The organism is uncultured Maricaulis sp., assembly GCF_905480005.1.
In the GTDB taxonomy this organism is placed as follows: domain Bacteria; phylum Pseudomonadota; class Alphaproteobacteria; order Caulobacterales; family Maricaulaceae; genus Maricaulis.
The window spans coordinates 1-16,882 of sequence record NZ_CAJQOO010000159.1 but is presented as its reverse complement, the minus strand read 5'-3'; the positions used below and the strand labels follow the sequence as shown (position 1 = coordinate 16,882).

Here is a 16,882-nt window from a genome sequence, read left to right as displayed (position 1 = left end):
GTCGCTCCGTTATTTCTGGAACCAGTCATGGACCTTCTTGGCCATGGCTTTGGAGATGCCGTCAACCGCTTCCAGGTCCGCCAGCGCCGCATTGCGCACCGCCTTGGCAGAGCCGAAATGGGCCAGCAAGGCCTTCTTGCGCGAGGGGCCGATGCCGTCGATCCCGTCCAGCGGGTTCTCTGTCATCTGTTTCTTGCGCTTGGCCCGATGGCCGCCAATGGCGAAGCGGTGGGCTTCGTCGCGCAGGCGCTGGAGATAGTAGAGGACGGGATCCTTCATCGGCAGTTTGAACGGTGGCTTGCCGGGCAGGTAGAAGGCCTCGCGACCGGCATCGCGTTCAGGGCCCTTGGCGATGGCGGCAATCGTGATGCCGGTCTCCGCTGTGATGCTCAGCTCTTCCGCAATTTCCATGACGGAGGACAATTGCCCCTTGCCGCCATCGATCAGGACGAGATCGGGCACGGGGGCGCCGTCATCGCGCTCTTTCAGGAGCCGCGAAAAGCGCCGTTTCAGCATCGCCTTCATCATGGCGAAATCGTCATTCGTCGCCGCATCATCGCCCTTCATGTTGAAGCGGCGATAATGGGTTTTCTCGAACCCTTCCGGTCCGGCGACGATCATGGCGCCAAGCGCATTCGTGCCCTGGATATGGGAATTGTCATAGACCTCGATGCGCTGGGGCATGTCGGGCAGATCGAAGATGCGCTGAACGCCCTTGAGCAATTGTGTCTGGGTCGCGCTTTCCGACAGGCGGCGGGCGAGGCTTTCGCGGGCATTGGTCAGCGTGCGCTCGACCAGCTTGCGCTTTTCACCGCGCTGGGGCGTGTGCAGGGCGACCTTGCGCTCGGTCTTCAGACTCAGCGCCTCGCCCAGCAATTGCGCCTCCTCGATCTCGTGCGAGAGGAGGATCAATGCGGGCGCCGGCTTGTCATCATAGAATTGGGCCACGAAGGCCGCCAGGACTTCGGCCGGTTCGGCCTCGCTGTCATGACGCGGGAAGAAGGATTGATTGCCCCAATTCTGTCCGGCCCTGAAGAAGAAGACCTGGACGCAGGACTTGCCGCCATCCTGATGCACAGCGACAACATCGGCTTCCTCGACTCCGTCCGGATTGATGCCCTGATCCGTTGTAACGGCGGCGATGGCGCGAATCCGGTCGCGCAGCTTGGCCGCGCTTTCAAAATCCATCGCCTCCGCGGCTTCGCTCATGCGGGCCTGCAAGTCCTGGCGCAAGGCATTGGAGCGACCGCGCAGGAAATCCGTCGCCTCTCCGACCAGCGCGTCATAGGCGGCCGGTTCGATCAAATCGACGCAGGGACCGGCGCAGCGCTTGATCTGATAGAGCATGCAGGGCCGCGACCGGCCCTCATAGACGCTGTCCGTACAGGTGCGGACGAGGAAGGCCTTCTGCAGGGTGTTGAGGGTCTGGTTGACCGCGCCGACCGAGGCAAAGGGGCCGAAATAATCGCCCTTCGCCTTGCGTGACCCGCGATGCTTGGTCAGTTGCGGCGCCGCATGGTCCTTGCGGATCAGGATATAGGGGAAGCTCTTGTCGTCGCGCAGCAGGATGTTGAAGCGCGGCTTCAGCGACTTGATCAGATTGGCTTCCAGCAGCAGGGCTTCGGTCTCGGTCTGGGTGACCACGAACTCCATCCGGCGGGTCAGTGCGATCATCATGGCGATGCGGTTGGAATGCCCGCGGCCATTGGCGTAATTGGAGACCCGGTTCTTCAAATGCCGGGCCTTGCCGACATAGAGGACCGCCCCATCTTCGCCGAACATGCGATAGACACCCGGCTTGGGTGGCAGGTTCTTGACGTAGTCGGCGATGAGTTTCGCGCCGCCGAGCGATTGCCTTGCCGCGGACGACGCGTCATCTATCGCTTCGGATTGAGGAGTTTGGGACGTCATGTCGGACAGGATTGCGCTCGTAACCGGCGGCGGCAAGCGCCTGGGTGCCAAAATCGCCAGCGCCCTCGGCGAGGATGGCTGGCATGTGATCGTCCATTACAATGCTTCGGCGTCCGAGGCACAGGCCGTGGCCGCACAAATTCGCGAGGTCGGCGGATCGGCGACAGCGGTCGGCTTCGACCTGGCCGATACCGGCGCGGTCGAGGCCTTCATGGCCGATGTGGGACGTGTCGACGCTCTGATCAACTCCGCCTCCATTTTCCAGATGGACCGGCCGGAAGACGTCACCCCGCAATCACTGGAAGACCATTGGCGCATCAATGCCGCCGCGCCGGTCCTGTTGACCAAGGCGATGGCGGCGGGTCATTCGGAGCGTGCCTCGGGCTGTGTGATCAATCTGCTCGACCAGAAACTCTTCAATCTCAATCCGGACTTCTTCGCCTACACCCTGTCCAAGCAGGCGCTGCTGGGGGCGACCACAACCATGGCCATGGCCTTTGCGCCTGCCGTCCGCGTCAATGCGATCGCGCCCGGCATTACCCTGCCATCGGGTGGCCAGGACGCCGACGAGTTTGCCCGCGCCCACGCGATGAACCCGATGCGTGGCGGCTCGACGCCCGACGACATCATCCGCGCGGTGCGCTTCATCCTTGCGACCCCGGCCATGACGGGCGAGACGATCACCATTGATGGTGGCCAGCATCTCGACGCCCGCAATCGCGACGTCATGTATGCCCCCGCGATTCCCGAGACAAACGGGCCGAAGGATGACGTCTCATGAGACTGGATCAGGTAATCGAGAATGCCCTTGCCAATGCGTCGGGCGAGGATGTCTTCGTCTATCGGCTCGAGGGCGTGAAGATGGATGTCGAGATCGGCATTCACGACTATGAGCGCGGCGTGAAACAGCGCGTGCTGATCGATGTCGTTACCTTGGTCAACAAGGCCTGGTGCGGCTCGGACGATATCGCCACCGTGGTCGATTACGACTATATCCTGCACGGCATCAAGGCCCTGGAGGCGCGCCAGTTCGATCTGCAGGAAACCCTGTGCGGCGTCGTCCTCGATCTCGCCCTGGAACCCGCCACCGTCGCCGCCGCCCAGGTCACAACCCGCAAGGTTGATGCCTATGCCGACGCCGAAGCGGTGGGTCTGACGCGGTTTCGGCGGAAGGTTTAGGGCGGAAATCTGCGACAGGTACATTTAACGCGCGTCGCTAATTATACCTGTCCCCATGGCGGCAAGCTCGTCGAGGGTTGGGACATAACCCTCTTTCTACCTATACACCGTCATCCCCCGGCTTGTCCGGGGGACCTCACCCATCCGCCAGCCGTCCGGGACGAGGTCCCCCGGATGAGCGCTTTGCGCTCCCCGTGGGATGACGGAGTGACAGGGGGTGGGGTTGGAGCGCAATAGGTCCTTTGCCTTGATGGGGAAGTTGGCCTGCAGGGCCGGAATGAGTGCGATGCGTGAGCGTTCATCCTCTGACCACCGATCACCCACGCCTCGCGGCCATCGACAGCCTCAGTCTTCCGCGACGCGTCGCTGCGATCGGGCCGCGGCCCGGATGTCCGCCATGCTGCGCTCGGTGACGCCGCTCTCGCTCGCCTTGTCCGGGCGGGGATCTATGGCTCAGTCAGCGCGCGGGCGCGGGAACGTCAAGGTGTTTGACCGGCTCCCGCAACGCACTCTCGCGAGCTGACTCTCTCAACCCCACCTCAATCGTCCCGCTTCAGCATGATCGTCGCCGTGTAGGGCAGGTAGATCGACAGTTCCAGCGGGCCGGATTGTGTCAGGCGGACGCGTTCGTGCAGGCTGGTCGAGACGTTGATGTCGTACTCATTGCCGAAGGTCGAGCGCAGGAAGCGGACATCAGTGGCGATCGCGCGGATGACGTCATTGCGATACTGGTCGGCGCCACCGGTCAGGGTGAGGCTGTAGGAGGATGACGCTTCCACCGTGGCGCGACCGGTCGCGGTCAGGCCTGCGACGAAGGCGGCGACGCGGTTGTCGGCATCATCGAAATCATCGGACGACCCGACCGGCGTCTTGAGATAAAGCGTGACGGTCGAGACATCCTCGCGGCGCGGATGTTCCTGGATATCGACCTGGCCGATCATGCCGGCGTCGAGATCGACCAGCCCGTCACCCATCATCGATACGGTGATCCCGGCGACGGTGTCGGCGCGCTCCAGGACGGTCTGCAGTGTCGCACGCACTTCTTCGCGGCGCTCATCGCGTTCGCGGGTGTCAGAGAGGATTTCAACGGTGACGAGGAAATTGTCGGCCCGGCGCACGACATGAACATGGGGGACGGCCTGGACTTCACGCGCCCGGGCGGCGTCCGGGCGGGCGATCCGCGATCCGGTCACCACGATCTCGTCCTGAAACGCTTCGGCGGCGTGCGGCAGGATCAGGAATGCGCACAGCGCAAATACAAACACTCTCATTGGCCAAGCCTTTTTCAACATCTTTCATGGGGACGCTAATGCGGCGATGGCAGGCTGTCACCTTGCCATCGCCACGGGGCTTCCCGGCCAGTCATGCGATAAAAAGCCTGAATTCCCGTCTTGATCCGTCGTCCAAAGAGCCTGCCTAATTGTCCGATGAATGACATTCCCGAAAAACAGATTCGCGCCGTCCATGACGCGCAGACGATCCGCGTCTACCAGGCTTACAGTCACGCAATCGCCGACACGGCGCTGGCCGAGGGCAGATTCGTCTCCCCCCCTTTCAAGATGGATCGGATGACATGGATCAAGCCCTCCTTCCTGTGGATGATGTATCGCGCCGGTTGGGGCTTCAAAGACGCCGGACAGAGTCGAATCCTCGCCATCGACATCACGCGGGAAGGGTTTGCCTGGGCGCTGGAGCATAGCTGTCCCAGTCATCCCGACCCGTCCATGAGCAAGGAAGAGTGGGCCCGGGTGAAGGCTGCGTCACCGGTGCGGATCCAGTGGGATCCCGAGCGCGACCTGCATCTGCAGCCGCTCGCCCATCGATCGATCCAGATTGGTGTTCATGGCGACGCCGTTCGCCGCTATGTCGATGACTGGATCGTCCGGATCACCGATGTCACGGGTTTGGCGAAGACGATTGTCTCTCATGTCGAGAACGGCGAGCTGGCCAAGGCAGAAGACCTCCTGCCTGAGGAACGGCCCTATGACGCCGGGTCCGCCATGGGGACCGTCAGCCAGGTCACCACCCGCACCTGACGAGCGCCCGGCTTTCGCCGGGCGTCCATCAGGAATCAGGGATGACAGGCGTGAGGCGCGTGCGGTTTAACCCGCCGCTTAACCCGCCGCCTCGGTCCTGGGCTTCATGATTGGCTGGAACCCACCATAGGTCAGCGAGCGCCAGACCCATTCCAGCGGGCCGAAGCGGAAGAAATGGAGCCAGATCGGCGACCAGATCAGCTGGACTGTCCAGACGATCAGGACCAGCTTGGCCTGGTCGATCCGCTCCACCGTCCCGAACAGGCCGAGGCCCGGCGCGCCCACAAAGATGAAGCTCATGATCAGGGTTTGCGTGAGGTAATTGGTGAAGGCCATGCGCCCGGTCGCGGCGAAGAGTTTGATGATCAGGCTGAACACGCCAATCTTCGACAGCAGCATGACGGCCGAGGCATAGCCAAAGGACATGACCAGGCTGCCGACATAGATAAGGGCATTGCCGTCCGCCATCGCCGCGACGTCGAAATCACCGGCGATCATCGTGGTGGTGGAGGTGTGGTTGAGCCACCAGCCCGCAGCCAGGGCGATCACGGCCAGAACGGCATAACGGGCCGTTGACCAGCTGGCCGACAGGAAGCCGCTTTTGAACAGCGCCATGCCAATGAACATCAGGCCCAGCGTCCGGGCGCCGATCATGAGGAGACCCGCGATCTGGCCGACAAGGCCGAAACCGGCATTCCAGGGCAGGCGGTCCAGCCAACCGGCCTGATAGGCGGCGGTCATGTCGGACAGGAGGCCGGCCATCATCTCTTCCTGCTGGGCGAGCTGCTCCGGCGGGGTTTCAAACATTGTGCCCAGATAGCCGCCGCCGACCATCAGGACGGCGCTGACAGCGATCAGGACCAGGCCCCAGATCACCAGCTTGAGCGGCACCATGCGGCGGGCCTTTACGGCCAGCATGCCGAGAAGGGCATAGGTAACGAGGATATCGCCCCACCACAGCACATAGGCATGGAAAGCGCCGATCGCGAGCAGCCAGAGCATGCGCGGATAATGCTTGCCGGTGTCGTCATTCTCACCCGCCATCAGGATGATGCCGGCGCCGAACAGGGTCGAGAAAATGGTGATGAACTTGAAGGCGAAGAATGTGCGGGCGAAGGCCCAGACATCCAGATTGGCGCCGGTCAGATCCATCTGCAGGGTTGGATTGTCATAGGCGAAGGGCGTCATCGCGAAGCCCTGCACATTCATCATCAAAATGCCCAGCACGGCGATGCCGCGCAGGGCGTCGATCGAGACCAGGCGGTCGGTTCTCGGTGCATTCATTGGTCTGGTCCCCCTTCGACCCTGATCGGTTTGCGCGCGAGACTAACGCCAGGAAACAGGAAAGTCCCGGGGATAGATTGCGACCCGGTCCCCCGTCATGTGTCCGCCCATCTGCCCGCCCTTGTACCCGCCGGAACTGCCCCGTATTCCGGCCGGCCGGGATGTGCCAGAGTACAGGGCTTCAAGGGAGGCCTGCATGGATCGACGTTTCTTCACCCTGGGACTGGCCAGCGCGCTTTTCCTGGCGACCAGCCCGGTCCGGGCCAGCCAGTTCCGGCTCTCGGAGAGCCAGGCCCGTGACGGTATTCGCGCTGCACTGGGGCAGGCGGCTCGTCTGGCGACGACCCGGCTTGGACGCACAGACGGATTTTTCGGTGACCCCCAGGTGCGCATCCCCCTGCCATCCCGGATCCGCGACCTGCAATCCATGTTGCGCCGGGTCGGAATGTCGTCCCAGCTCGATGATCTCGAACGCCAGATCAACCGCTCGGCCGAGGCGGCGATGCCGGCGGTTCAGACCATTTTTGTCGATGCCGTGCGCTCCATCACCCTGGATGACGCCCTCGGTATTGTCCGCGGCGGTGACCGCTCGGCCACGGATTATCTGGAAGGGCGCACATCCGACCAGCTCTACGCGCTGATCCGCCCGCGCATGGCGACTACGCTGGAGGCCTCCGGTGCCTATCGCACACTGCAGCCGATCGAGGAGCGGATGAACAATCAGGGCGGCTTCCTCGGCCGCCTCATGCGCGGCAGCTCGGGCGGGCAATCCCTGCGCGACCAGCTGACCGAGGACGCTTCGCGTCGCGCCATGTCCGGTGTCTTCCATTATGTCGGCGAAGAGGAACGGGCCATTCGCCGCGATCCGGTCAATCGCACCACCGACATTCTGCGTCGCGTCTTCGGCTAGGCTGATCACGGCCAAGTGACCCATCGCGACTGGTCGTTGGGCAAGGAATGAGCAGACTGGATGGCCTCGGGCGCGGGGAGTATCCGGTTGATGATGAGTGTCAGAATCTGTCTGTCCGTGCTGCTGCTCTGGGGCATTGGCGTCTCATCGGCGCCTGCCCAGCCGCGCCACGAGATTGATTGCGAGGCCGGCGGGCGTTTCCATGCCGGCGCCCGAGGTGTGGCCTTCCTCGTCGTCCATCAAGGCGCCCTGGTCTGCGAGCGCTATGATCGCGGTGTCGAGGCCAATGAAGCCTGGTGGCTGGCCAGCGGAACGAAGAGCTTCACCCCGGTGATCATTGCCCTCGCGGTCCAGGACGGCCTGCTCGAGCTTGATCAGCCAGCCGCGGACATCCTCACCGAATGGCAGGAAGGCCCGGAGCGGTCCGCCATCACGATCCGCCACTTGCTCAATCAGTCCAGCGGTCTGGCGACCAATCCGCGCAATCGGCGCTTGCCCAGCTATCAGCGCGCGGTCGGGGCCCGTCGGGACTATCCGGCCGGCGAGCGCTTTGTGTATGGCGCCGTGCATTTCGAGGCCCTGGGCGAGCTCGTGCGGAGACGGCTCGCGGCTGCAGACCTGGATCCGACGCCGGCAGACTACCTCCTGCGGCGCTTCTTGCGCCCGCTGGGGATTGGCGTCGGGGCCTGGCGCTCGGTGGATGGTAATCCAACGATGTCGGAGGGCACGCAGATCACCGCGCTCGACTGGGCGCGTTTCGGCCATGCGGTGCTGGAAGGCGGGGATTTCGGGGATGTCCAGCTGGGCGATCCGGACGTGCTGGCGGCGATGTGGGAGCCGAGTGCGGCCAACCCCGGCTACGGGCTCGGCTGGTGGTTGATCAATCTGCCTGGCGGGGCAGCCGAGATGAGGGGCGGGCCGCAAATCGCCATGCATGATGCAGATTTCCCCTTCGTCGCCATGGCGGCGGGGGCAGGCGGGCAGCGTCTCTATGTCATCCCGCAACTCGATCTGGTCGTGGTGCGGATGACGCGCGGCGTGGTCGATGACCCGCGCACACAGACCGAGGCGTGGTCGGACCGTCGCTTCCTGCGGGCGTTGATTGTCGACCGGCAGGCCGACCGGTCGGACTAGCTCAGCACGCCGCGGGCCAGAACGTAGATATAGCCGATATAGCCGGCGAAGAGCGCGACGCCGAGCAGGCGGCTGATCGGCTGCTTGAGCAGGATGATGCCGGCAATCACCACGCTGGCTCCGAGCATGACCCAGAAGTCGAGACGGAAGAAGTCTTCGGGAACCGGGAGCGTGTTGCCGGTCAGGGCTGCGGCAATTCCCGTTGCGCCGCCGACCGCGAAGACATTGAAGATGTTCGAGCCCAGCACATTGCCGATTGCGAGTTCCGCCTGGCGGCGCACCGAGGCCATGACCACGGTCGCCAGCTCCGGCAACGACGTGCCGAATGCCACCGCCGTGAGGCCGATGAGCGCGTCATCCACACCGAGATCTGCCGCGGCGGCCGTGCCGCCCGCGACGATCATCTGTGCCCCGATCGGCAGGCCGACGAGACCGATCAGCAAGGCGCCGAGAATGGTCGGCATGGTTTTGGGCAGACCGTCCATGTGTTCCAGATCGGTCAGCTCGGTGATGCTTGGATCATCCGTCTTGCCGCGCGCCAGATAGGCCAGCAGGGCGATATAGCCGATGATCAGGCCGAAAAGGATATAGCTCTCCAGGGCCGTGATCACGTGATCCCAGCTGACGGCAATGAGGATCACGGCCGCTCCCAGGGCGAAGATCGCATTGCGACGCACGCCCGGCGTGGTGGTCGCAATTGCGCCGAACACCGCCGGCAGACCGAGAATAAGCAGGAAATTGGCGGTATTTGATCCGACGATATTGCCCAGGGCCAGTCCCGGAGCCCCGGACAGGGTCGACTGGATCGATACGACCAGTTCGGGCGCGGAGGTGCCGAAGGCAATAATGGTCAGGCCGACCAGAAGCGGCGGCAAACGCCACTGGCGCGCCAGCGCGGCACCGCCGCGCACAAGCAGGTCGCCGCCGAACAGCAAGATAATGATGCCGGCCAGAATCAGCGCGATATATACGGGAGCAGCCATTGTCGGGCGGACCGTTCGGTTCGCGGACTAGTCGAAACGACGGTATTCGATGAGATTGAGCAAACCGAAGAGACCTGCCACGAGGCCGAGAGCAATCAGAGCGTACATGAGAAAATTCCCCAAAACGGCATGTATTGGGCCCGTACATAACCCGCCGATGCGGCACTGGCTAGCGGGGGATGCGGCATGAACTGGCGTCAGCGTGTCGAACCCGTCATCCGCCCCCTCCTGCACGCCTTCTGGCGGCTTTCACGCGGTACCACGCTGGGGGTGAGAGGGATTGTCGTGCGCGCGGATGGCCAGGTGATTCTGGTTCGTCATACCTATGTCGGAGGCTGGCATCTGCCCGGCGGCGGTGTGGAGAAGGGTGAAAGCGTACGCGACGCTCTGACGCATGAATTGCGTGACGAGGCCGGCGTGGCGCTGGCGGGCGAGGCGAGGATCCAGGGCGTCCATGCCAATCACCGGAAATTCCGCGGCGATCATGTCGTGGTCTGTGTCGTTCGGGACTGGTCGTGCTGTGAGTCCAATGCGGCGGGCGAGATCGCCGAGACCGGCTGGTTCGACCCGGACAACCTGCCCGACGGGACAACACCGGCCACGCGGGCGCGACTGGCTGAATTTCGGGGTCAGGCGCCGGTTGCCGATCACTGGTAACGGGCTGGCATGGCTGCCCGGAAATGGTGCGGTGTACCGGAGCAGGCCAACCCGAAGCGAGGGATATCGAGCCAGACTGTCCGGTACACCGCGGGGCGCACGCTGACGACATTAGGGAGCCCGGTGTGAACCCCAGCTGAGCCATCTCGGCCCATTTTTGCCCCGAATGTGGCTTCAAATGGGGACAAGTGCGGCAAATTCATTAGGATGGCTTGGATGGGGAGATGGATCGGGGCCGATTCGAATGACCACGACGCCAAGCGGCGATACCTATCTTCGAACTGCGTCTGACGCCGGCGAGCCGAAATCGGCCGTCCAGCGTCTGACCGACACCGATGGCTGGGTGGGACAGGTTCTGCCCGGCCTGGTCGCGGTCAGCTGTATCTTCATCGTCGCCCTGGCCGTCATGGCGGGCGAGGGGCGATTGATGTCGTCCGCCCGGGAAACCAATCTTCGTACCCTGGAAACGGTTCTGCGCAATACGCGTCAACGCTTCGAGCTGTGGGCGCAGTCGCGTGAGAATGACGCGCGGGTCTGGGCCGAGAATGACCGCCTCCAGGTCGCCATCGAAGGCCTCATGTCCTCGCCCGTTCCCGCCGATCTGGCGCAATCCGGGGATCAGGCCTGGCTGCGGGAGACGCTGGGGCCCTGGCTAACCGAATATGGCTATCGCGGCTTCACCTTGCTGGCCCCCAATGGCACGATACTGGCGTCGATGCGCGACTCGGATCTCGGCCAGCCCTCATTGATCATCAGCCTCGTCAATGAGGATCGGCTCAACTCGACCGGGGTCGTCCTGACCCGACCGCATATCGTTGACCTCATCGATACCGGGGGTGCCGGGGACCTGGACGCTGTCGACGAGGAAATCCTGATGTATGCCGTGGCGGCGGTCCGCGAAGGCGAAATGCTGCTGGGCTATCTGGCCCTGCGCATCGATCCGCTCTCCGAGTACACCGCCACTTTCCGGGTCGGTCGTACCGGCGTGTCCGGCGAGACCTTTGCCATTGATCGCGACGGGCGCTTGCTGACCGAGACCCGCTATGGCGAGGAATTGATCGAGGCCGATCTTCTGGTCGAGGGGCATCCCTCCATTCTCCATGTCGAGGTGCGTGATCCCGGCGTTGACGTGACCCTGGGCGGTATTCCGTCACTTCCCTATGCAGAATGGCCTCTGACCGAGGCTGCGTCCGGCGTTATCGCCGAGGGGCAGGGCAGCGATCTTCGCGGCTATCGTGACATGCGCGGTGTGCTCGTGATGGGAGCGTGGGACTGGGACCCGGCCCGCGATATCGGCTTTGTCACCGAGGTCGAGCTGGGCGAAGCGATGGCCGGCGCCAATCAGGCCCGCGCTGTCCTGCGTGTCTTTGCCGTGGCGATGGCGCTCTCCTTCATCCTGCTCGCCGTATTGTTCAGCGCCCACCGTTCGATCACCCGGCGCCGGGCCCATGCCACGCATGAGGCCAATCAGCGCCTGTCCCAGATCCTGATGACCGTCGCCGAAGGTATTTACGGCATTGATGGCGAGGGGGTCGTGACATTCATCAATCCGCGCGCCTGCGCCATGCTGGGCTATACCGAGGACGAGCTGATCGGCAAGACCATGCACAGCGTGGTGCATCATTCCCGGCGTGACGGCTCGATCTTCCCGCGCGAGGAATGTCCGATCCATTGCGCCGGCGTGGCGGCGGAATCGCCGGATGGTGACGTCTTCTGGACCAAGAGCGGCCAGCCCATCCCGATTGAATCGGCGTCCTCGCCGATCGATCCGGACGACAAGTCTGTCGGCGCCGTGGTCACCTTCCGCGATGTCACCAATCGCAAGCGGGATGAGCTGGCCCTCCGGCGCTACGCACAGGAACTCAAGCGCTCGAATTCGGAGCTGCAGGAATTCGCCTATGCGGCCTCGCATGACCTGCAGGAGCCCTTGCGCAAAATCCAGGCCTTCGGTGAGCGTCTGAACAATAAATGCTATGACGCGCTGGACGATACCGGGCGGCATTATCTGGAACGCATGGTCGACGCCTCGACGCGCATGCGACGCCTGATTGATGACCTGCTCAGCTATTCGCGGGTCAATTCCAAGACGACCAATTTCCTCCCGGTCGACCTCTCGACCGTCCTGGCTGACGTGCTCTCTGACCTTGAGCCGCGGATCAATGCCGAGGATGCCAAGATCCGGGTTGGCGAATTGCCGGCGATCGAGGCCGACCCCAGCCAGATGCACCAGCTCTTCCTCAATCTTTTGGCCAATGCACTCAAGTTTCGCCGTCCCGGCATCCAGCCGTCGATCTCCATCGAGGGGAGTGTCGAGGTGGGCGAGAATGGTGCCATCGCGCGCATCGCCGTCGCTGATAACGGGGTCGGGTTCGAGCCGCGCCATGCCGAGCGCATTTTCGGCATGTTCGAGCGCCTGCACGGGCGTGACGAGTTTGACGGCACCGGCGTTGGCCTGGCGACCTGCCGCAAGATTGCCGAGCGTCATGCCGGTGAGCTTACCGCTTGGGGCGAACCGGACTCCGGCGCTGTTTTCACCCTGCTCCTGCCCGTACGGCAGGGTAGCGTGATGTAGCGCCCTCATGGGTCAGCAGGGACAGGCATGACATCTCGCGAGCAAGCTCTTTACCGGTTCGCACCGATTTTCATCGGTATCGCCGGAGGTGTGCTCGCCCTTATCGTGGTTCTGCCCTTCCTGGAGATGCCGCGCCCGGCGCCTGGCGAGGCTGTTCTGCTCGGATTTGGCGCTGTCTCGGTACTCGGATTGACCGGACTGGCCCTTCACGGCCTGCGCGCCATGGACCGGCAGCGCCGCGAGGCGGCCGCCCTGCAGCGCCGGATCGAGGATATCGAGCTCTATGCCGTGGCGGCGCGTCACGATCTTCGCGAACCCCTGCGCAAGATCATCACCTTTGGCGAGCGCTTGCGTGGTCGGCTCGGGCCGGCTCCCGATGCCCAGCTCGATCGCTATGCCGAGCGCATGTCCAACGCAGCGGAACGCATGCAGGGCATGCTCGACGAGCTGGCCCAGCATGCGCGCATCAATGACGTGTCAACGGATCCGCAGGCCTTTGCCGCGGCGGAGGAATTGTCCCAGCTTGTCGCCGCCAGCGCCGACCGGATCGCCGCGTCAGGCGGTGAAGTGGCGCTGGGAGCCTTGCCGGATGTGTATTGCGACCGGGCTCAATTCCGTATCCTCTTCGCGATCCTGTTGGCCAATTCGATCCAGTATGCCCGCACGGATACGCCGCTGCGGGTCGTGATTGAAGGCGAGGCACGGCCCGACGGGCGGGTCGAATTTCGCCATGGTGATAACGGGATCGGGTTTGCACCGGACAAGGCGGAGCGGATTTTCAAGCCCTTCGAGCGCTTGCACACGCGCGACGCCTATCCCGGCACAGGCATCGGTCTCGCAACGGCGCGAAAAATCGCGGAGCGGCAGGGCGGAACGCTGAAAGCGCAGGGCGAAATCGGAAATGGGGCGGTCTTCACCTTGATCTTGCCGCGTCAAAAGGCGAGTTTGTTCCAGGACGATCCCAAATCAACGCTCTAACCGGGTTGAGGCTGTCATCATGAGCGACGAAAACCAGCTATTCACCATCCTGATGGTCGATGACGACCCGGATGATCGGCTGCTGTTCAAGGAAGCCTGCGAGGAAGTGCGTCTGCGCAACCCGCTCGATTTCCTGGAGAATGGCGAGCAGCTGGTGGACTATCTCAAGCGACGCGGTAATTACGCTGATCGCGAGGGTGCCCCTTTCCCGGGGATCATCCTGCTCGATCTCAACATGCCGCTGAAGGATGGCCGCGAGGCGCTTGAGGAAATCAAGGCCGATGCCGAATTGCGGCATATCCCGATCATCGTCCTGACCACATCAAAGGATGAGGACGATATCCTCTCCTCCTACGGGCTGGGCGCCTCCTCCTATATCGTCAAGCCGATCTCGCTGGACCGCTTGATGCGGGTCGTCAATTCGATCGGCGAGTACTGGGTCCAGATTGTCGAAGTGCCGACGATCGAGGGCCAGGCCGAGAACGGCGACGAGGACATCTGACCCGAACCGTTTCCGGTTTCCCCGTGCAGGCGAATTTGCTAGCTTCCCTTCTGCCGGGGGGCGAAGTCGGGTCTGCGTGATCCGCAGTTCGGGGAATCAACATGAAACATCTTCTTGTGGCCGGTATGGCCTGTGCGCTGATGGCGTCACCGGCTTTGGCCGAAGGCATGAGCAATGCAATCGGTCATGCCGTTCGCGTGACCGATGGCGAGCAATCCTTCGACGCATGGTTCAATGCTGATGGCAGTTATAGCGACAGCCGCGGCATAGCCGGGACCTGGACCTATGACAGCCAGCTCTGCATCCAGGCCATGACCGAGAACGGCACCAGCGAGAATTGCGGTCCGTGGAATGAAGCACTCGCCGCCGGCGAGAGCTGGGTCACCAATGGCTGGTCGGATGATGGCAGCGCGTTGACCGTGCAGATCATCGCCGAATAGTCGGCTGTAATCTCAATCGTGGCAGTCCGGGGCGTCGATCGTGATGCGCGATCGTCCCCCGGCTGTTTCGCGCCTCACGCGACCGCAGGCGACGACGGCCCGGTTTCCGGCTAACATCGCGCTTCAGGTCGCCGGTACTCTCCTGGGTGGCCGGTACAGGGTTGCCGGTACAGGGTTGCCAGTACACGGGGATGGCGAGGGGAAGATCATGTTGTTAGCGCGTCTGTCCAAGATCTCGGCCACGCTGTTCCTGTCGATGGTCATGGCCATCTTCATGCTGGCCCTGCTGTGGTTCTATGCCGCGGACTGGCTCAGCTGGGTCCAGGATGGCGCCGATCTGCTCGAGGACATGATCGCTGCGATCCCGCTTGAGGACCGCTATAATAATTTCGTCCGGCTGTTCGCCAGTGACGACAAGATCGTCCTGCTCATCTTCACCATCATCGCCCGCATCATCCTGGCGATCATTGGTGGCGCATTCACGGCCCTGACGGGCGGGAATGACCGCTACAAGGTCAAGGAACCGGGGCTGATCAGCCAGGTCTCCTCGATGATGGCGACGCTCTTCCTGTCCTTTGTCGTGGCCATCATCATGCTGGCCGTGATCTCGATCGCAGCGGAAGGTGTGCTGCACTCCCTGCTTGATGCGGCGGATTGGGTCGAGGACCAGCTTGCCCATTTGCCGATCGGTGGACGCTGGCGTGCCGGGGTCCGCTTCGCGGTCTCGGACGACAAGATCGTGCTGCTCTTCTTCACCATTATCGCCCGCCTTCTCATCGCCGTGGTCGCGACCGGGGTGAGCCGGTCGGTGGGTGGCGGCAAGGCCGAGATCGTGCCCCCGAAGGCGCAGGCCTGATCGGTCTCAGCCGCTCAGCGCCTCGGCCAGATAGGGCAGCGAGACATCCATCCGGTAATCGATCGAGGAATGGGTGTCCGGGAATTCCTCATAGCGGTGCTCGACGCCCAGGGCTGTCAGCTTGCGCGTCATCCGGCGCGCGCCATAGACCAGGTTGTACTGGTCGATATCACCGCAATCGATCATCAGCGCCTTGAGTGTTTTCAGCCCTTCACCCTGCGTGTCGACCAGCTCGAGCGGATCCCATTTCATCCATTCAGCCCAGCGCTCGGGGATCAGCTCGCATGTATCCATTGTCACGGGCAGGCGGATACCCATCAGGACGTCCGGGTCCGGGTCAGGGTCATAGGTCGCGCCCATGGCCAGGGTCATCAGCGCATGCAGATCGTCGCCAGACAGCTTCGGAGCGGCCTCGAACGCCTCGATAAAGCTGGCAATCGTGCCGCCATGCCTGTCAATGCGGCGCAGCGTGTGGGCGAAGTCTGACGCGAAGGCGAGCTCGAAACCCATATCACCGGAATGGCAGACCGCGCCGGCCCAGACATCGGGATGCCGGAGCGCGTGCATCATGGCACCGTAGCCGCCCGAGGATTTGCCGAATACGGCCCGCCGGCCAGGGCCGCCACAGCCATATTTATTCTCGATTCCCGGCAGCATTTCCCTGATCAGGAAATCCTCCCACATCCCCATGGCCGGTGAGTTCACATACTGATTGCCGCCCAGCCGGGTGAAGCAGTCGGGAAAGGCGATCACGGCCGGCTTCATGACGCCGGACGCGATCAGCCGGTCGGCCCGCTCGGGGACATTCTCGCCAAAATTCTTCCAGTTCACATGGCCAAGGCCCGAGCCGGTAAAGCCGGCCAGGTCGACCAGAAGCGGCAGGCCGGTCCCGTCATGACCGTGCGGGACATAGATATCGACCCGGCGGCGGGTCGGGTCGCCCAGACGATTGCCGGCCAATACCTGGCTGTCGATGTAGAGCGTGTGAACCTGCCCGGCTGGCAGGGAATGGTCCTGGCGCATATCAACTCCCCGATCTGCTGGCGCGCAGCCTAGGCTGCGCCGCGCCGGTGGCAAATGCTTGAGCTGCGGTCGCAAACCGGGCCATCCTGCGGCCATGACCAACGCCAAGCACTACATCTCCGCCAATGATCTCCTCGAAGACAGCCTGCGCCTGGCGCGGCAAATCCTCGAGAGCGGTTTTCGTCCAACCCATATCGTCGGGGTCTGGCGTGGCGGAGCGCCGGTCGGGATTGCGGTCCAGGAATATCTGGCCTGGCGCGGGATCGAGACCGACCATATTGCCATCCGCACCGCCTCCTATACCGGTATCGGTGAGCAGGACCGCAATGTGCGGGTCTATGGCGAAGGCTATCTGGTCGACACGCTCAATGCCGATGACCGGCTGCTGATCGTCGATGATGTCTATGATAGCGGCCG

At 63.2% G+C, this 16,882-nt stretch carries 17 protein-coding genes; 12 read left to right on the top strand and 5 right to left on the bottom strand.

Annotation, left to right across the window (positions count from 1 at the left end; translation table 11 throughout):
• Positions 1 to 9: 9 nt before the first annotated feature.
• Positions 10 to 1,911: an excinuclease ABC subunit UvrC gene (uvrC, locus tag QZ266_RS13530; RefSeq protein WP_295696033.1), complete on the bottom strand. Its 1,902-nt coding sequence runs from the start codon at positions 1,909 to 1,911 to the stop codon at positions 10 to 12.
• On the opposite strand from uvrC, the gene QZ266_RS13525 reads away from it, so the two are divergent.
• Together QZ266_RS13525 and QZ266_RS13520 are read left to right on the top strand one after the other, a co-directional pair.
• Positions 1,910 to 2,692: an SDR family oxidoreductase gene (locus QZ266_RS13525; RefSeq protein ID WP_295696032.1), complete on the top strand. Its 783-nt coding sequence runs from the start codon at positions 1,910 to 1,912 to the stop codon at positions 2,690 to 2,692. The genes uvrC and QZ266_RS13525 overlap by 2 nt on opposite strands.
• A complete protein-coding gene (locus QZ266_RS13520; protein ID WP_295696030.1) occupies positions 2,689 to 3,090 on the top strand; it encodes a dihydroneopterin aldolase in 402 nt (133 codons plus the stop codon). The genes QZ266_RS13525 and QZ266_RS13520 overlap by 4 nt, the downstream gene beginning before the upstream one ends.
• Before the next feature lie 539 nt (positions 3,091 to 3,629).
• On the opposite strand, the gene QZ266_RS13515 is transcribed toward QZ266_RS13520, so the two are convergent.
• Positions 3,630 to 4,361 carry a hypothetical protein gene (locus QZ266_RS13515; RefSeq protein WP_295696029.1) on the bottom strand — a complete coding sequence of 244 codons (732 nt, stop codon included), beginning with the start codon at positions 4,359 to 4,361 and terminating at the stop codon, positions 3,630 to 3,632.
• Positions 4,362 to 4,517: 156 nt separating this feature from the next.
• On the opposite strand from QZ266_RS13515, the gene QZ266_RS13510 reads away from it, so the two are divergent.
• Positions 4,518 to 5,126, top strand: a complete 609-nt coding sequence (locus QZ266_RS13510; RefSeq protein ID WP_295696027.1) for a DUF4291 domain-containing protein — start codon at positions 4,518 to 4,520, stop codon at positions 5,124 to 5,126.
• 78 nt (positions 5,127 to 5,204) lie between these two features.
• Here QZ266_RS13510 and QZ266_RS13505 read toward each other — a convergent pair whose 3' ends face one another.
• Positions 5,205 to 6,410: a DUF418 domain-containing protein gene (locus tag QZ266_RS13505; RefSeq protein ID WP_295696025.1), complete on the bottom strand. Its 1,206-nt coding sequence runs from the start codon at positions 6,408 to 6,410 to the stop codon at positions 5,205 to 5,207.
• Between the two features lie 196 nt (positions 6,411 to 6,606).
• Between QZ266_RS13505 and QZ266_RS13500 the strand changes: the two genes are divergently transcribed.
• Both QZ266_RS13500 and QZ266_RS13495 read left to right on the top strand, forming a co-directional pair.
• On the top strand, positions 6,607 to 7,320 hold the full coding sequence (locus tag QZ266_RS13500) for a DUF4197 domain-containing protein (RefSeq protein WP_295696023.1): 714 nt from the start codon (positions 6,607 to 6,609) through the stop codon (positions 7,318 to 7,320).
• Between the two features lie 90 nt (positions 7,321 to 7,410).
• Positions 7,411 to 8,454 (top strand): serine hydrolase, encoded by a 1,044-nt coding sequence (locus QZ266_RS13495; protein WP_295696021.1) that lies wholly within the window; start codon positions 7,411 to 7,413, stop codon positions 8,452 to 8,454.
• Here the strand turns inward: QZ266_RS13495 and QZ266_RS13490 are convergent.
• The gene (locus QZ266_RS13490) at positions 8,451 to 9,437 is read right to left on the bottom strand and encodes a calcium/sodium antiporter (protein ID WP_295696020.1); all 987 of its coding nucleotides are present in this window, start codon (positions 9,435 to 9,437) and stop codon (positions 8,451 to 8,453) included. The genes QZ266_RS13495 and QZ266_RS13490 overlap by 4 nt on opposite strands.
• 186 nt (positions 9,438 to 9,623) lie before the next feature.
• On the opposite strand from QZ266_RS13490, the gene QZ266_RS13485 reads away from it, so the two are divergent.
• From QZ266_RS13485 to QZ266_RS13460, 6 genes are all read left to right on the top strand, one after another.
• Positions 9,624 to 10,094, top strand: coding sequence for an NUDIX domain-containing protein (locus QZ266_RS13485; RefSeq protein ID WP_295696018.1), 471 nt, complete (start codon positions 9,624 to 9,626; stop codon positions 10,092 to 10,094).
• Between the two features lie 244 nt (positions 10,095 to 10,338).
• Positions 10,339 to 12,666, top strand: coding sequence for an ATP-binding protein (locus QZ266_RS13480; RefSeq protein WP_295696016.1), 2,328 nt, complete (start codon positions 10,339 to 10,341; stop codon positions 12,664 to 12,666).
• A gap of 27 nt (positions 12,667 to 12,693) precedes the next feature.
• Positions 12,694 to 13,644: an ATP-binding protein gene (locus QZ266_RS13475; RefSeq protein WP_295696014.1), complete on the top strand. Its 951-nt coding sequence runs from the start codon at positions 12,694 to 12,696 to the stop codon at positions 13,642 to 13,644.
• A gap of 19 nt (positions 13,645 to 13,663) precedes the next feature.
• Positions 13,664 to 14,146: a response regulator gene (locus QZ266_RS13470; protein WP_295696012.1), complete on the top strand. Its 483-nt coding sequence runs from the start codon at positions 13,664 to 13,666 to the stop codon at positions 14,144 to 14,146.
• A gap of 101 nt (positions 14,147 to 14,247) precedes the next feature.
• A complete protein-coding gene (locus QZ266_RS13465) occupies positions 14,248 to 14,586 on the top strand; it encodes a hypothetical protein (RefSeq protein ID WP_295696010.1) in 339 nt (112 codons plus the stop codon).
• Between the two features lie 208 nt (positions 14,587 to 14,794).
• Positions 14,795 to 15,442 carry a hypothetical protein gene (locus QZ266_RS13460; protein WP_295696008.1) on the top strand — a complete coding sequence of 216 codons (648 nt, stop codon included), beginning with the start codon at positions 14,795 to 14,797 and terminating at the stop codon, positions 15,440 to 15,442.
• 6 nt (positions 15,443 to 15,448) lie between these two features.
• On the opposite strand, the gene QZ266_RS13455 is transcribed toward QZ266_RS13460, so the two are convergent.
• On the bottom strand, positions 15,449 to 16,465 hold the full coding sequence (locus tag QZ266_RS13455; RefSeq protein ID WP_295696006.1) for an alpha/beta hydrolase-fold protein: 1,017 nt from the start codon (positions 16,463 to 16,465) through the stop codon (positions 15,449 to 15,451).
• Positions 16,466 to 16,559: 94 nt separating this feature from the next.
• Between QZ266_RS13455 and QZ266_RS13450 the strand changes: the two genes are divergently transcribed.
• A partial coding sequence (locus tag QZ266_RS13450; protein WP_295696004.1) for a phosphoribosyltransferase occupies positions 16,560 to 16,882 on the top strand: 323 nt, incomplete at its 3' end.

Excerpts from the sequence above, each read along its gene's own strand:
- QZ266_RS13525 (WP_295696032.1), top strand. The coding sequence starts at position 1,910 with ATGTCGGACAGGATTGCGCTCGTAACCGGCGGCGGCAAGCGCCTGGGT.
- uvrC (WP_295696033.1), bottom strand. The coding sequence starts at position 1,911 with ATGACGTCCCAAACTCCTCAATCCGAAGCGATAGATGACGCGTCGTCC.
- QZ266_RS13520 (WP_295696030.1), top strand. The coding sequence starts at position 2,689 with ATGAGACTGGATCAGGTAATCGAGAATGCCCTTGCCAATGCGTCGGGC.
- QZ266_RS13515 (WP_295696029.1), bottom strand. The coding sequence starts at position 4,361 with ATGAGAGTGTTTGTATTTGCGCTGTGCGCATTCCTGATCCTGCCGCAC.
- QZ266_RS13510 (WP_295696027.1), top strand. The coding sequence starts at position 4,518 with ATGAATGACATTCCCGAAAAACAGATTCGCGCCGTCCATGACGCGCAG.
- QZ266_RS13505 (WP_295696025.1), bottom strand. The coding sequence starts at position 6,410 with ATGAATGCACCGAGAACCGACCGCCTGGTCTCGATCGACGCCCTGCGC.
- QZ266_RS13500 (WP_295696023.1), top strand. The coding sequence starts at position 6,607 with ATGGATCGACGTTTCTTCACCCTGGGACTGGCCAGCGCGCTTTTCCTG.
- QZ266_RS13495 (WP_295696021.1), top strand. The coding sequence starts at position 7,411 with ATGATGAGTGTCAGAATCTGTCTGTCCGTGCTGCTGCTCTGGGGCATT.
- QZ266_RS13490 (WP_295696020.1), bottom strand. The coding sequence starts at position 9,437 with ATGGCTGCTCCCGTATATATCGCGCTGATTCTGGCCGGCATCATTATC.
- QZ266_RS13485 (WP_295696018.1), top strand. The coding sequence starts at position 9,624 with ATGAACTGGCGTCAGCGTGTCGAACCCGTCATCCGCCCCCTCCTGCAC.
- QZ266_RS13480 (WP_295696016.1), top strand. The coding sequence starts at position 10,339 with ATGACCACGACGCCAAGCGGCGATACCTATCTTCGAACTGCGTCTGAC.
- QZ266_RS13475 (WP_295696014.1), top strand. The coding sequence starts at position 12,694 with ATGACATCTCGCGAGCAAGCTCTTTACCGGTTCGCACCGATTTTCATC.
- QZ266_RS13470 (WP_295696012.1), top strand. The coding sequence starts at position 13,664 with ATGAGCGACGAAAACCAGCTATTCACCATCCTGATGGTCGATGACGAC.
- QZ266_RS13465 (WP_295696010.1), top strand. The coding sequence starts at position 14,248 with ATGAAACATCTTCTTGTGGCCGGTATGGCCTGTGCGCTGATGGCGTCA.
- QZ266_RS13460 (WP_295696008.1), top strand. The coding sequence starts at position 14,795 with ATGTTGTTAGCGCGTCTGTCCAAGATCTCGGCCACGCTGTTCCTGTCG.
- QZ266_RS13455 (WP_295696006.1), bottom strand. The coding sequence starts at position 16,465 with ATGCGCCAGGACCATTCCCTGCCAGCCGGGCAGGTTCACACGCTCTAC.